Here is a 13,918-nt window from a genome sequence, read left to right on the forward strand (position 1 = left end):
TGGGTTACCTCCGAGGTGTCAGGGGCGCAGCAGATGTCGCGCCCCTGTCACGCAACCGGAGACGACCGACCACTCGGCGTACCGACGGCAACCACGAGGTGAAGACTCAGGAGGTCGCGAGCAACCCGCGCACCAGCCGCAGCCCCACCGACATGCGGGCCAGGTCGGCGTCGTCGTCGGAGCAGATCTCCTGCAGGGTCGCGACCGCACGGGTGATGACCACCTCGTCCTCGTCCTCCCAGTCGGCGATGCGTGCCGCTGCCGAGTCGTCGGTCGAGGTCGAGGTGAGCACCTGTGCGGTCAGCTGGGCGTGCACGGCGTACAGGTCGTCGCGCAGCGCAGCCCGCGCCATGGTCTGCCAACGATCGGCCCGCGGCAGCCCGAGGATGCGTCCGACCAGCAACGGCAGTCCGAGCCGCTCCCCCAGTGCGAAGTGCACGCGGGCCACCTCGAAGGGGTCGACGTCGATGGCGACGGCGGTCTCGACGATGCCCAGGGCCATGTAGGCCGGCGGAAGCACCGCGACGCGTTCGGCGAGGTCCTCCGGGACGCCACGTTCGACGAGCCCGCCCTTGCGCTCCTCGAACGCCGCCAGCAGGCCCCCCGACATCAGTGTCGGCAGCTCGGCCATCACCTTCTGCACGGTCACCGAGAAGAAGTCGACGGTCGCCTCACTGTCGATGGGTGGCCGGCGGTTGTTGACCAACCAGCGTGAGGCCCGCTCGACCAGGGTGCGCATCTCGATGCGCATGCGGGTCTGGACGTCGGCCGGAATCCGGTTGTCGTAGGACGCGATCTCGTCTCGCAGCGCCAGGGACCCGAAGATCTCGCGGGCCACGAAGTTGGCGCGGGTCAGCTCGGCGGCCGAGGCCCCGGTCTCACCGGCCAGCCGGGGCCAGAACGTGATGCCCGCACCGTTGACCAGGTCGTTGACCACCTGGGTCACGATGATCTCGCGGCGCAGCGGGTGGGTCTCCATCTGGTTGCGGTAGCCCTGGCGCATCTTCTTGGGGAAGTAGGCGAACAGGTCGGCCCGCAGGTAGGGGTCGTCGGGCAGGTCGGAGGCGAGCAGCTCGTCGGCCAGCACGATCTTGGTCCACGCCATCAGCACGCACAGCTCGGGCAGTCGCAGGCCCTCACCGCGGTCGAGGCGGCGACGCACCTGGCGCGAGGTCGGCAGTGCCTCGAGGTCGCGGTTGAGCACGCCCCGGCGCTCGAGATCCTTCATCCAGTCCTCGTGGACGTGCAGCAACGGTCCGGAGTGCGCCACCGCGTTGGCCAGTGCGAGGTTCTGCTCGTAGTTGTCGCGCAGCACCAGATCGGCGACCTCGTCGGTCATCGTGGCCAGCAGCTCGTTGCGTTGCTTGAGGGTGAGGTCGCCGTCGCGCACCACACCGTCGAGCAGGATCTTGATGTTGACCTCGTGGTCGGAGGTGTCGACACCGGCCGAGTTGTCGATGAAGTCGGTGTTGATGCGTCCACCGTTCTCGGCGTACTCGATGCGGCCGAGCTGGGTCAGGCCCAGGTTGCCGCCCTCGCCGACACAACGCACCCGCAGCTCCTCGCCGTTGATGCGGATGGTGTCGTTGGCCTTGTCGCCCGCGTCGGCGTGGGTCTCGTCGGCGGACTTGACGTAGGTGCCGATGCCGCCGTTCCAGAGCAGGTCGACGGGCGCCTTGAGGATCGCCTTCATCAGGTCGCTCGGGGCCATCGACGTGATGGCGGCGTCGATGTCGAGCGCCTCGCACACCTGGGGCGTCAGCGGGATCGACTTCAGCGAGCGGGGGAAGACGCCGCCACCCTCGGAGATCAGCGGCCTGTCGTAGTCCTGCCACGACGAGCGCGGCAGGTCGAAGAGCCGACGGCGTTCGACGTACGACGTCGCGGCGTCTGGCGTCGGGTCGAGGAAGATGTCGCGGTGGTCGAACGCGGCCACCAGTCGGGTGTGCTCGGAGCACAGCATGCCGTTGCCGAAGACGTCGCCGGACATGTCACCGACGCCGACCGCGGTGAAGTCCTCGGACTGGCAGTCGACACCCATCTCACGGAAGTGGCGCTGCACCGACACCCAGGCGCCGCGGGCGGTGATGCCCATGCCCTTGTGGTCGTAGCCCACCGAGCCGCCGGAGGCGAACGCGTCGCCGAGCCAGAAGCCGTAGTCGGCCGCGACTCCGTTGGCGATGTCGGAGAACGACGCGGTGCCCTTGTCGGCCGCGACCACGAGGTAGGAGTCGTCACCGTCGTGGCGGACCACGTCGACGGGAGGCACGGTCTCCCCGTTGACCAGGTTGTCGGTGATGTCGAGCATTCCCGAGATGAAGGTCTTGTAGCAGGTGATGCCCTCGGCCAGCCAGGCCTCCCGGTCGGACATGTCGGGGAGCTGCTTGCAGAAGAAGCCGCCCTTCGAGCCGACCGGGACGATGACGGTGTTCTTCACCATCTGCGCCTTGACCAGGCCGAGCACCTCGGTGCGGAAGTCGTCGCGTCGGTCGGACCAGCGCAGGCCGCCGCGGGCGACCGCGCCGAACCTCAGGTGCACGCCCTCGACCCGCGGCGAGTAGACGAAGATCTCGTACTTGGGCCGCGGCTCGGGCAGGTCGGGGATCGCCGACGGCTCGAGCTTGAAGGAGATGTAGGGCTTGCTGCCGCCCTCCTGGAAGTAGTTCGTGCGCAGGGTGGCGTCGATGATCGTGCGGTAGGACCGGAGGATGCGGTCCTGGTCGAGGCTGGCCACGTCGTCGAGGGCCCGGTCGATGCGCTTGCAGATCGCGTCGGCGTCGGTGTCGGAGGCCGGGTCAAACCGGGCCTCGAACAGCTGCACCAGCAGCCGGGTGATGTCGACGTTGTTGCGCAGCGCGTCCTCGATGTAGTCCTGCGCGAACGGCGTACCGCCCTGGCGCATGTACTTCGCGAACGCACGCAACACGGTGGCCTGGCGCCAGGTCAGCTCGGCGGCCAGCACCAGGGCGTTGAAGCCGTCGATCTCGTTGCGGCCCTCCCAGACGGCGCGGATCGCGTCCTGGAAGAGCTCGCGGGCGTTCGGCGGCAGGTCGCGGTGGTAGGAGAGGCCGAACTCGTAGATGTGCGAGGGCCGCCGCAGCATCTCGAGCTCGTAGGGCCGCTCGTCGACCACCTCGACGCCCATGGAGCTCAGCATCGGCAGGATCTGGCTCAACGACAGGGGCGAGCCGATCCGGTAGATCTTCAGCCGGGCCTCACCACGGTCGGCGTCGACCGGTACGTAGAGCGAGAGGTCGATCCCCTCGTCACCCGTCAGGGCCTCGAGCCGACCGAGGTCGACGGCACCGGTGCGGGGCGCGAAGTCCTCCTTGTAGGCCTCGGGGAACGACTCGACGTAGGAGCGGCTGAGTCGCGCGCCGGTCTCCTCGCCGTACTCGCTGACCACGGCGCTGGTGAAGTCGTCCTGCCAAGACCGGGCCGCCTCGACCAGCTGCCGCTCGAGCTCGGCGGCGTCGACGTCGTCGACGAACCCGTCCTTCGGAGGGCGTACGACGAAGTGGACCCGGGCCATGTTGGACTCGCTGACCCGGACCGTGAACTCGACGGAGTCGCCGCCGAGCCGGTCGCGCAGGATCGCGGCGATCCGCTCACGGACGGTCGTGTTGTAGCGGTCGCGGGGCAGGTAGACCAGGCACGAGAGGTAGCGGCCGTAGGTGTCGCGGCGGATGAACAGCCGCAGCTGGCGCCGTTCGCGGGTGTACATGACGGCTTCCGCGATCTCGCTGAGCTGGTCGACCGGGGTCTGGAACAGCTCGTCGCGGGGGTAGTTCTCGAGGGTGTCCATCAACGCCTTGCCGGCGTGGCTGTGCGGCTCGAAGCCGACCCGGCTCATCACCTGGCTGGCCTTCTCGCGCAGCAGCGGGATGCGGGTCAGCGACTCGGTGTAGGCGGCACTGGAGAAGAGCCCGAGGAAGCGTCGTTCGCCGACCACCTCGCCGGCCTCGTCGAAGACCTTGACGCCGACGTAGTCGAGATAGGCGTCGCGGTGCACGGTGGCGCGGGAGTTGGCCTTGGCCAGCACCAGCAGCACCTTCTCGCGAGCCTTCGCCTTGACCAGGGCCGGCAGCTTCGCGGTCGACGTGGTCAGGTCGGGGTCGGAGCGCAGGATGCCGTAGCCGGTGCCGGGCACGGCGCGCAGCACGTCTTCGCCGTTGACGACGTCGAGGCGGTACTCGCGGTAGCCCAGGAAGGTGAAGTGGTCGTCGGCGAGCCAGGTCAGCAGGTCTCGACCCTGCTGGAGCTCGTCCTCAGGCAGGGGCGGCGGGTCCGTGGAGAGGTCCTCGACGATCTCCCGGATCTTGTCGTGCATGCGCTGCCAGTCCTCGACGGCCTCGCGGACGTCGCGCAGCACCTTGTGCAGGGCGGCCTCGATCTCGGCGACGTCGTCGCCCTCGGGGATGCGGTCGATCTCGACGTGCATCCACGACTCACGGACCGACTGGTCGCCCTCGGACGCGGCGACGCCGTCCTGGGCGACGGCGGTGTCCTGGAGGTCACCGGTGATCGAGCGCACCACGTCGAAGTGCGGGTGCACGATCACGTGCAGGTTGCGCTGCTGCTCGGCCAGAGCCATGGTCACCGAGTCGACCAGGAACGGCATGTCGTCGGTGACCACCTCGACGACCGAGTGCGCGTTGGCCGACCAGCCGTGCTCCTGCACCGTCGGGGTGAACACACGCACGTTGGCCGTACCCTGCGGTCGGTTCTGGGCCAGCCGCCAGTGGCTGGCCAGGGCTCCGTAGAGGTCGACCTCACTGCGGTCGCACACGTCCTCGGGCGCGACGTGGCGGTAGTAGGCCTTCAGCATCGCTGGAACGAGCTCGAGCGGGGGTCCGCCGGTGCCCTTGCGATGCGTGGCCAGATCGGTGGCCTTGGCGATCAGCGTGGACTTGTTGTCATCGAGGGTGTTCGACACAACTCGACACTAGGGCCGGGAGTGTGACGGCGACAACACCAGCCCCCGACGCGGCGGGAACGTCATCGAAACGTTAGGCGTCGACCGCGAATTCGGCCATGATGTGCGGCATGAAGATCCAGCACTCCGTCAGGTACGACGCCCCGGTCGGCGAGGTATACGCGATGCTCACCGACCCCGCCTTCCGCGAGAGGGCGTCGCAGGCCCAGGAGGTCATCTCGCTCGACGTCACGGTCGAGGGCGAGTCGGTCAACATCGACATGGTCCAGCCCAACACCGACATCCCGTCGTTCGCCAGGAAGTTCGCCGGCGAGACCAGTCACGCCATCCAGGCCGAGCAGTGGTCGCAGGGCACGACCGCCGAGTTCTCGGTCACCATCCCCGGGAAGCCCGGCAGCATCACCGGCACCCGCCGCCTGGTCGCGGACGGCGACGCCACCCTCGACACCTTCGACGGCGAGGCCACGGCCAGGATCCCGTTGATCGGTGGCAAGATCGAGAAGCTCATTGCCGACAAGCTCAAGGACGGCTGGAACACCGAGCACGGTGTCGGTGTCGCCTGGCTGGAAGGAAACCGATGAAGAAGCTCACGCACGAACTGACCTACCCCGGGGCGACCGTCGAACAGGTGGTCGCCATGGTCTCCGACCCGGCCTTCCGCGAGGCGGTCGCCGACTACCAGGGCGTCGTCCGCAGGACCGTCACCGTGTCGGGTGAGGTGCCCGCGAAGAAGATCGAGGTCGAGATCGTGCACGGCACCGACCGGGTGCCGTCGTTCGCCAAGAAGTTCGTCGGCGACGAGATCCCGATCGTGCAGGTCGAGAAGTGGACCTCCGACACCGCTGCCGACGTCGAGGTCACGATTCCCGGCAAGCCCGGGGACATGAAGGGCACCGCCCGCATCGAACAGCGCGGGGACGACGTCGTCGAGACCCTGGACCTCGCCGTACAGGTGAAGATCCCGCTGGTCGGCGGCAAGGTCGAGGACCTCATCGTCGGGTTGCTGGCCAAGGGCTTCAAGGCCGAGAACAAGGTGGGCGTCAAGTGGCTCGCGGGCGAGTGGAGCTGACCTCGTCGCCTTCATCACCGGGCGGCTCTGCTGCGATGTCGCGGCGTCGTACGACGTACACGACGGCTGCCAGGACCAGGAACGGTCCGAACGCCACGGCCACCACGAGCCACTGCTCGTAGGCGTGCAACTGGCCCATGTGCAGGGCAGTGATCAGTGAAGTCATGACGGCCCCAGTGTCCCACCGGGGCCGTCATGCTTCCTCTGCAGGGTCAGGCGTCGGTGTCCATGTGCGGGTAGCGGAAGTCCTTCGGCGGCACGAAGGTCTCCTTGATCGAGCGCGGCGAGGTCCAGCGCATGAGGTTGCTCGGTGCCCCGGCCTTGTCGTTGGTGCCCGAGGCGCGGGCACCGCCGAACGGCTGCTGCCCGACGACCGCACCCGTCGGCTTGTCGTTGATGTAGAAGTTGCCGGCCGCGAAGCGCAGCACCTTGCGGGCCCACGCGATCGCCGCCCGGTCCTGGCTGATGATCGCGCCGGTCAGGGCGTACGGCGAGGCCGACTCGGCCTGCAGCACGACCTTCTCGAAGTCCTGGTCGTCGTAGACGTGCACGGCCAGGATCGGGCCGAAGTACTCGGTGGTGAACATCTGGTCGGTCGGGTCGGTGGAGGTGACCACGGTCGGCCGGACGAAGTAGCCCACCGAGTCGTCGTAGGTGCCACCGGCGACGACGGTCAGGTGCTTGGTGCGCTTGGCCCGGGTGATCGCCGCCTTGTGCTTGGCGAAGGCCCGGTCGTCGATCACGGCGCCCATGAAGTTGGAGAAGTCGCGCACGTCGCCCATCGGCAGCGCCTCGACGTCGGCGACCAGCTGGTCCTTGATCTTGTCCCACACCGACTTCGCGACGTAGGCCCGCGACGCGGCCGAGCACTTCTGGCCCTGGTACTCGAAGGCACCACGGATCATCGCGACCCGCGTGACGTCGGGATCGGCCGAGGGGTGGGCGATGATGAAGTCCTTGCCACCGGTCTCCCCCACGATGCGTGGGTAGGAGCGGTAGCCCGCGATGTTGGCACCGACCGTGCTCCACAGGTGCTGGAAGACCGCGGTCGAGCCGGTGAAGTGGATGCCGGCCAGGTCGGGGTGCTTGAGCGCCACGTCGGAGACGTCGGCACCGTGGCCCGGCAGCATGTTGATCACGCCCGGCGGCATGCCGGCCTCCTCGAGCAGCTCCATCGTCAGTGACGCGGCGAGCTGCTGGGTGGTCGACGGCTTCCAGATGACCGTGTTGCCCATCAACGCCGGAGCGGTGGGCAGGTTGCCGGCGATCGCGGTGAAGTTGAACGGCGTGATCGCGTAGACGAAGCCCTCGAGCGGGCGGTGGTCGGTGCGGTTCCAGATGCCGGGGCTGTTCGCGATCGGCTGGTCGGTGAGGATCTGCTTGGCGTAGTGGACGTTGAACCGCCAGAAGTCGATCAGCTCGCACGCCGCGTCGATCTCGGCCTGGAACGCGGTCTTCCCCTGCCCCAGCATGGTGGCCGCGTTGATCCGCTGGCGCCACGGCCCGGCCAACAGGTCAGCCGCCTTCAGCATGATCGCGCACTTCTCGTCGAACGGCATCGCCCGCCAGTCGGGGGCCGCCTTGGCCGCGGCCTTGATCGCCGCGTCGGCGTCCTTGCCGGTCGCGCTCTTCAGCGTGCCGAGCACGTGCTGGTGGTCATGCGGCTGCACGACCTTGATCTCCGCGCCGCCGCCGGACTTCCGGCGCCCACCGATGACCGCACGGAGGGTGTGCTGCTTGCGCTGGAGCTTGTCGATCTCCGCCACCAGCTCGGCCCGTTCGGGGCTGCCCGGTGCGTAGGTCAGGTTCGGCTCGTTGGTGGGAGCCGGGGGAAAGGTGATTGCGTCCATGGCGCGATCGTGTCAGAGAGTGAGGTTGCTCTCAAATGCCTCCCCGCTCAGCCTGCTTCCGGGCTCAGGCCAGGTCGGCGATCTCCTGCGTCGCGAACCAGGCCAGCTCGGAGCCCTCCACCGTGGCGTCGGTCTGGTCGTCGACGTCGACGTGGGCGGCCGCGACGTGCTTCCACGTCAGGTCACCCGTCACGCGCACCGCGGTCGGCTCGCCCTCCATCTCGCGGGACTCCACGGAGCCCACGTCGGCGGCCACGACGATGCGACGGGCACCTACACCACGCAGGGACCACGACTCGTCGGCGGCCGCGGAGAGTGCGGCGTACTCCCACCCCTCGTCGTCGCCGTCCGGCCACGAGTCGCGCAGCCCCTCGGTGACCGCGTGCGCGTCGAGCGGCCCGGGGAGACGCGCGTCGGCGACCAACGCGGCCAGCCGCTCGGCGGTCAACGGCAGGTAGACCCGGGTGCTCACAGCTTGCGCTCCGTCGTACGACGGCGGCCCCGGGGCGCGCGCGGACGGTCGTCGCTGGCCGAGTCGAGCAGCTCGTCGAGGGCCTCCTTGACGCACTGACCGAGGACCGCCACGTCGGGCAGGGCGTCACGGTCGGCGGTGATGCCGTAGTGGACGCGTCCGTCGTACGACGTGACACCGATGGCGAGCGCCTGGCCGGGCAGCAACGGTTGCACCGGATAGGTCTCGACCATGCGGGCACCCGCCGCGTAGAGCGGGAACTGCGGCCCGGGCACGTTGGTGATCGTGAGGTGGAACCCCTTGCGTTGCTGGAGTGCCGCGACCCGGGAGCCGAGTGCGTGGAACGTGGTCGGGGCGAACCCGGCGATGCCGGCCAGCCGGTTGGCGGCGACGGCGCGACCGGTCTCGCGGTGGCTCTTGAACGCGTAGGAGACCTGGTGCAGGCGGATCACCGGACTGGCCTCGCCGATCGGCAGGGTGACGAGGTGACCGGTGATCTGGGTGCCCAGCGAGGTGGCCTCGAGCTCGTCGTCGATCACCGACATGGGGACCATCGCGCGCAGCGACCGCATCGCCGACGACGAGGTCCCGCGGGCCATCAGCCAACTGCGCAGGGCGCCGGTCACGGTGGCCAGGATGACGTCGTTGACCGAGCCGCCGTGTGCCTTGCGGATCCGGCGGTAGTCCTCCAGGTCGGTGGAGACGGTGACGAAGCGGCGCTGCTCGGAGAGCTCGGCCGAGATCGGCGATTCGGGGGCGGGCCTTCGGTTGGCCAGCGCATTGACGACCGTGCGGGTGCGCTGGCGTGCCTCGGCGATGCGCCGGGTCGCGGCGTCGACCGTGCTCAGGGTGGTGGACATCAGCACGGCCGGCGAGCGCAGGTTGTCGAGGACGGCGTCCGTGGTCAGTCCCATGGGGGACGGCGCACGGCGGGGCGCCCAGTCGTCGGGCTCCAGGGACTTCGGCTCGGCCTTGGTGTCGAGCAGCACCTGGCCGAGGTCGACGGTCTCGACGCCGTCGACCAGGATCTGGTGCGACTTGGAGAGCACTGCCACCTTGCCGTCGGCCAGGCCCTCGATGAAGTAGACCTCCCACAGGGGCCGGCTCATGTCGAGCTGGCGACTCATGATCCGCGAGACCAGCTCACGCAGCTGCTCGATCGTGCCGGGTCGGGGCAGGCCCGAACGGCGCACGTGGAAGCCGAGGTCGAAGCGCGCGTCGTCGATCCACGCCGGGTTGGCGAAGCGTCCCGGCACCTGCTGGATGCGTTGGCGGTAGCGCGGCACGAACGCGATGCGCTCCCCGATCAGGTCGACCAGGGTCTGGTAGTCGAAGCCCGACTCCCCCGGCTCGAAGATCTCGAGGGTGGCGTTGTGCATGGGCGTGGACGCCGATTCGGTGTCCAGGAACGCCAAGTCCCTGGACCGTAGACGCTCGGTCATTCCACTCACCCCTGTTCCAAGCAATTTGTCCTGCATGGGATTCTTGCAGAGGACCTGCCCGACCGGGGCCACGTCCATCGTCTGGAGGAGTCGCAGTGCACCGTCGTCGAAGGTTGGCCGCCGGGGCCGCCGCCGTCCTGATCAGCCTCACCGCGGTCTCCGCGTGCAGTTCCGAGGAGTCGGGCGACAAGGGCGGCACCAGCACCAAGGACGCCTCTGTCATCAACGTCACGATCAAGGGCGACACGGTCGAGCCGAACGGCAAGCGCTACGACGTCTCGCTGAACCAGAAGGTGGAGTTCGTGATCGACGCCGACGAGGCCGGCGAGATCCACATCCACTCCAAGCCCGAGCAGGAGATCGCGTACGACGCGGGCACGTCCACGCATGACGTGAGCTTCGACAAGCCGGGCATCTTCGCGGTCGAGTCGCACGCGCTCGAGAAGACCATCGTCGAGCTCGAGGTTCGCTGACCGTGCAGTTCTTCGCCCACGGCGTGGGCGGCGCGAAGGATCTCCCGATCCCCGCCGAGTACGCCATCGCCGGAGCCTGCGCTGCCCTGGCGATCTCGTTCACCGTCCTCGCCCTCGCCTGGCGCGCTCCCCGTTTCAACATCGGCGAGCAGCCGAAGCCGGCGCCGCCGCTGCTGGCCACGATCGTGGACAGCACGTGGTTCAAGCTCGTGGCCCGGCTCTGGGGCTTCTCCTTCTTCCTGTACGTCGCCGTCGCGGGCGTGTTCGGCAAGGACCTCGCGATCAACCCGATCTTCGGGGTGTTCTTCGTCCTGCTCTGGGTCGGCATCGTGCCCATGTCGTTGGCGTTCGGCCCGTTCTACAAGGCGATCAGCCCGGTCCGGTCGATCAACTGGGCCCTGGCCAAGGTCTCCGGTTCCGACCCCGACGTCGGGCTCTTCCGCTTCCCCGACCGGCTCGGCTACTGGCCTGCCGCACTCGGGCTCTTCGCGTTCGTCTGGTTCGAGCTGGTCTACCCGTTCAACTCCGAGCTCGGCCCGCTGCGCCTGTGGTGTGCGATCTACGTCGGCGTGATGCTCATCGGCGGCGCGCTGTTCGGCAACCGGTTCTACGAGCGCGCCGACCCGTTCGAGGTCTTCTCCACCCTGGTCGGCCACCTCTCCGTGTGGGGGCGCCACGAGGGCCGGCTCGTGATGCGCAGCCCGTTGGCCAACCTCGACCTGATGCCCGTCCGACCTGGTCTCCTCGCGGTCGGGTCCGTGCTCCTCGGCAGCACCGCCTTCGACTCCTTCAAGGGCTCGAACCGCTGGATGATCTGGTCACAGACCACCGACCTCAACGGCAACCTGGTCAACCTCGGCGGGCTGGTCGGCTTCATCCTGGTGGTCGGAGTTCTGTTCGCCGCCGCCACGATGCTCACCGGAATCCACGCCGGCTTCCGGCGTACGGAGCTGCCCGGGGAGTTCGCGCACTCGCTGATCCCGATCGTGGTCGGCTACGTGGTGGCCCACTACCTGACCTACCTGGTGGAGTACGGCCAGCAGACCGTGATCCTGCTCAGCGACCCGCTGAGCAACGGGTCGAACGTGCTCGGCACCGGTGACCGGGCGATCAACTACTGGCTCAGCTACCACCCCACGTTCCTGGCCGTGACCAAGGTGCTCGGCGTGATCGTCGGCCACGTGGTGGCCGTGGTCGCCGCGCACGACCGGGCCGTACGGCTGCTGCCGAAGCGACACCAGCTCACCGGACAGCTCTCGATGCTCGTCGTGATGGTCGGGTTCACCATCGGCGGACTGGCGCTGCTCTTCAGCTCCTGAGCCGGCGCTTGCTGACCCGGCCGGTGCCGGGGCGCAGTCCGTCGACCAGTCCGGACACCGCGCGCGACAGGGTGCTCTCCCCCAGCTCGCCGAGGGTTCGCCCGGCCAGCAGGGCGCGGTCGGTCGTCGCGCGGTCGTCAGGCAGGAAGTGGAGCCCGGCCAGCTCGGCGAACCCGCCGAGCATGCCCGCGACGTCTGCCTCGGACCATCCGAGCGAGGACCGCATGCGGTTGACGACGACGTGCACGGGCCGGCCTCCGGTCACTTCACGCAACTCGACCAGGCCACGTGCCAGGCGTGACAGGCCGACCGGGTCGGCACTGCCCACCACCACCAGGTCGTCGGCCAGCCCGATCGCCTCGTGCGTCATGGTGTTGCGACCGGGGCGCCCGGCCAGCTCGGCGTTGATGTCCTCCTCGAGCGCGAAGCCGGTGTCGACCACGACCTCGCCCTGGCGTCGCCCCAGGTCGATGAGCTGCTCGACGACACCCGTGCGCACCTCGACCCACCGGTCGGCGCGAGGCAGGCCGGTCACCACTCGAAGGCCCGCGACCCGGCGCTGCAGGCCCACGTAGGCGCCGGGCAGGTCACCCGAGGTCGACATCCGGGCGCAGGCGAGCAGGCCGGACACCTCTTCGAGCATGCCCAGGTGCTGGCCCACGGATCCGCCCCACGGGTCGACGTCGAGCACGAGAGGAGCTGCTCCTCGACGCGCCATCTCACCGGCCACGGCGAGGGCGATCGTCGTACGGCCCGGTGCTCCGGTGGGACCCCACACCACCACAGTGCGGCCACGGCCCGGCCCGACCGACGGACCGGCCCGTGTCGGAACGGACTCCTGGCGATCGGCCGAGGCCGCCGCGAGCACGGCGTCGGGAAGGTGCGCCATCTGTGAGGTGCCGATGGCGAAGGTCATGCCCAGCCGGTGGAGCCGGTCACGAAGGTCCTCGCGGCCGGGGTCGGCGAGCACCGCCACCGGCTCGATGCCGTGGCGCCGCAGGTGGTCAACCGCCGCGGTGTCCAGGCCCGGCACGTCGAGCGACAGCACCGCGACACCGGCCTCGCCGGTGGTCGCGGCGGCCATCAGGTCGGTGACGTCGACGCAGCGCTTGAGCACCACGATCCCCGGCCGGGAGGACAGTGCCGGCAGCGCGGCCGACTCCCAGGGCGCTCCGGCGGCCAGCACCAGGACACAGGTGCGGGAGGAGCCACCATCCATCGCCGTGCTCACTGCTCGGCGAACCAGACCTGGCCGTTGCTGAGGGCGCTGAATACGCGTTGGAGCTGTGTGTCACTCAGGTCGTGCACCCCCACCAGGATCTCCCGGGTTCCCCCGACGCCGAAGGACTCGTCGACGGCTGGCGCCTTGATCACCACGACGTCGTCGAGCAGCTTGGTCGTCCCCTTGAGCGCGGCACCCGCGTCACCCGAGTCGGGTGGTGACGACCAGACGTCCAGGACAGCGCCTGGCTTGATGAGCAGGTTTCCGTTGGCCGCAGTGAACGTCAGGGACACCTGGCGCAACTCGTCAGCCTCGCCCAGGGCCGCCTTCGGCAGCAGTTCGCCCGCGCCGACGCCCCGGGTGAGGGTGCTCTGGTCGGGCAGCCCCTTGTCGCTGCGCAGGTAGAGGTCGGCGTCGTCACCGTCGAAGTGGACGCGTCGAACGACCAGGTCGTTCTCGCTGACCTGCTCGCCGGGAGGCAGGTCGGCGCGTGCCGACCAGACCTCGATGGTGTCGTCGGCCGCCCCCAACACCCGCGCGCCGATCAGCACCGAGGCAGCCACCAGGGCCACCCCGATCCACAGCCGCGGGTCACGCCAACCGGAGGTGGCGGCCCGCGCCGCAGGGGGAGCATCTGTCTTCCCGAGATGTGTGCTCACCCCGACATCATGGGCGAGATGCGCCGATCCGTCATCTCGTTGTCCACAGGGATCGGCCCGGTCCGCGCCAATCGCGGCCCGGGATGGCAGAGTTGGCCCCATGCCCGCAACACCGCGCTTCCTCACGCTGCCCGACGTGGCCGAGGTGCTCAACACGTCTGCCGCACAGGTCTACGCCCTCGTGCGGCGCGGCGATCTGCCGGCGATCAAGATCGGTGGGCGTGGCCAGTGGAGGGTGGAGGCCCAGCAGTTGGAGGACTACATCCAGCGCATGTACGCCGAGGCCCGCACCTTCGTCGAGGAGCACCCCTTCGCCGAGGCCGAGTCAGAGGTCCCCGCCGACTGACTGCTCGCCCCGCACCGCCCTCGTTGGTTGAGGAAGGCGCGCCAGCGCCTGTCTCGAAACCAACCCTCGAAACTTTTCGGGAAAGTTCTCCACATCCCCTGTGTTCCAGGGGTTTTCGGGGGGTCGTTGT

The 13,918-nt window shown here is 69.0% G+C and carries 12 protein-coding genes; 5 read left to right on the forward strand and 7 right to left on the reverse strand.

All coding sequences use genetic code 11. The annotated features are described in order from the left end of the window. Positions 1-106 precede the first annotated feature (106 nt). The gene (locus ASH02_RS12315; protein WP_056681523.1) at positions 107-4,936 is read right to left on the reverse strand and encodes an NAD-glutamate dehydrogenase; all 4,830 of its coding nucleotides are present in this window, start codon (positions 4,934-4,936) and stop codon (positions 107-109) included. 110 nt (positions 4,937-5,046) lie between these two features. Here ASH02_RS12315 and ASH02_RS12320 point away from each other — a divergent pair, with 110 nt between their 5' ends. Both ASH02_RS12320 and ASH02_RS12325 read left to right on the forward strand, forming a co-directional pair. Then, the gene (locus ASH02_RS12320; protein WP_056681524.1) at positions 5,047-5,517 is read left to right on the forward strand and encodes a DUF2505 domain-containing protein; all 471 of its coding nucleotides are present in this window, start codon (positions 5,047-5,049) and stop codon (positions 5,515-5,517) included. Next, entirely contained in the window at positions 5,514-6,005 is a 492-nt protein-coding gene (locus tag ASH02_RS12325; protein ID WP_056681525.1) for a DUF2505 domain-containing protein, read from the forward strand. Before ASH02_RS12320 ends, ASH02_RS12325 begins: the two co-directional genes overlap by 4 nt. On the opposite strand, the gene ASH02_RS12330 is transcribed toward ASH02_RS12325, so the two are convergent. The 4 genes from ASH02_RS12330 to ASH02_RS12345 form a co-directional block, all read right to left on the reverse strand. Beyond that, positions 5,977-6,171, reverse strand: coding sequence for a hypothetical protein (locus tag ASH02_RS12330; protein ID WP_056681526.1), 195 nt, complete (start codon positions 6,169-6,171; stop codon positions 5,977-5,979). The genes ASH02_RS12325 and ASH02_RS12330 overlap by 29 nt on opposite strands. A 46-nt stretch (positions 6,172-6,217) precedes the next feature. Continuing rightward, positions 6,218-7,855 carry an L-glutamate gamma-semialdehyde dehydrogenase gene (pruA, locus tag ASH02_RS12335; RefSeq protein ID WP_056681527.1) on the reverse strand — a complete coding sequence of 546 codons (1,638 nt, stop codon included), beginning with the start codon at positions 7,853-7,855 and terminating at the stop codon, positions 6,218-6,220. A gap of 64 nt (positions 7,856-7,919) precedes the next feature. Beyond that, positions 7,920-8,327: a DUF6912 family protein gene (locus ASH02_RS12340; protein ID WP_056681528.1), complete on the reverse strand. Its 408-nt coding sequence runs from the start codon at positions 8,325-8,327 to the stop codon at positions 7,920-7,922. Next, positions 8,324-9,805 (reverse strand): WS/DGAT/MGAT family O-acyltransferase, encoded by a 1,482-nt coding sequence (locus tag ASH02_RS12345; protein WP_321163485.1) that lies wholly within the window; start codon positions 9,803-9,805, stop codon positions 8,324-8,326. The genes ASH02_RS12340 and ASH02_RS12345 overlap by 4 nt, the downstream gene beginning before the upstream one ends. Positions 9,806-9,864: 59 nt before the next feature. Here ASH02_RS12345 and ASH02_RS12350 point away from each other — a divergent pair, with 59 nt between their 5' ends. Together ASH02_RS12350 and ASH02_RS12355 are read left to right on the forward strand one after the other, a co-directional pair. Then, positions 9,865-10,242, forward strand: coding sequence for a hypothetical protein (locus tag ASH02_RS12350; protein ID WP_056681530.1), 378 nt, complete (start codon positions 9,865-9,867; stop codon positions 10,240-10,242). 2 nt (positions 10,243-10,244) lie between these two features. Next, positions 10,245-11,561 (forward strand): hypothetical protein, encoded by a 1,317-nt coding sequence (locus ASH02_RS12355; RefSeq protein WP_235539039.1) that lies wholly within the window; start codon positions 10,245-10,247, stop codon positions 11,559-11,561. Here the strand turns inward: ASH02_RS12355 and ASH02_RS12360 are convergent. Both ASH02_RS12360 and ASH02_RS12365 read right to left on the reverse strand, forming a co-directional pair. Then, positions 11,551-12,792 carry an AAA family ATPase gene (locus ASH02_RS12360; protein ID WP_057294833.1) on the reverse strand — a complete coding sequence of 414 codons (1,242 nt, stop codon included), beginning with the start codon at positions 12,790-12,792 and terminating at the stop codon, positions 11,551-11,553. The genes ASH02_RS12355 and ASH02_RS12360 overlap by 11 nt on opposite strands. After that, positions 12,789-13,442 carry a hypothetical protein gene (locus tag ASH02_RS12365; RefSeq protein WP_156388509.1) on the reverse strand — a complete coding sequence of 218 codons (654 nt, stop codon included), beginning with the start codon at positions 13,440-13,442 and terminating at the stop codon, positions 12,789-12,791. The genes ASH02_RS12360 and ASH02_RS12365 overlap by 4 nt, the downstream gene beginning before the upstream one ends. Before the next feature lie 100 nt (positions 13,443-13,542). On the opposite strand from ASH02_RS12365, the gene ASH02_RS12370 reads away from it, so the two are divergent. Further along, on the forward strand, positions 13,543-13,788 hold the full coding sequence (locus tag ASH02_RS12370; protein WP_056681534.1) for a helix-turn-helix domain-containing protein: 246 nt from the start codon (positions 13,543-13,545) through the stop codon (positions 13,786-13,788). Positions 13,789-13,918 lie beyond the last annotated feature (130 nt).

The sequence above is a fragment of the Nocardioides sp. Soil796 genome (genome assembly GCF_001429525.1).
In the GTDB taxonomy this organism is placed as follows: Bacteria; Actinomycetota; Actinomycetes; order Propionibacteriales; family Nocardioidaceae; genus Nocardioides.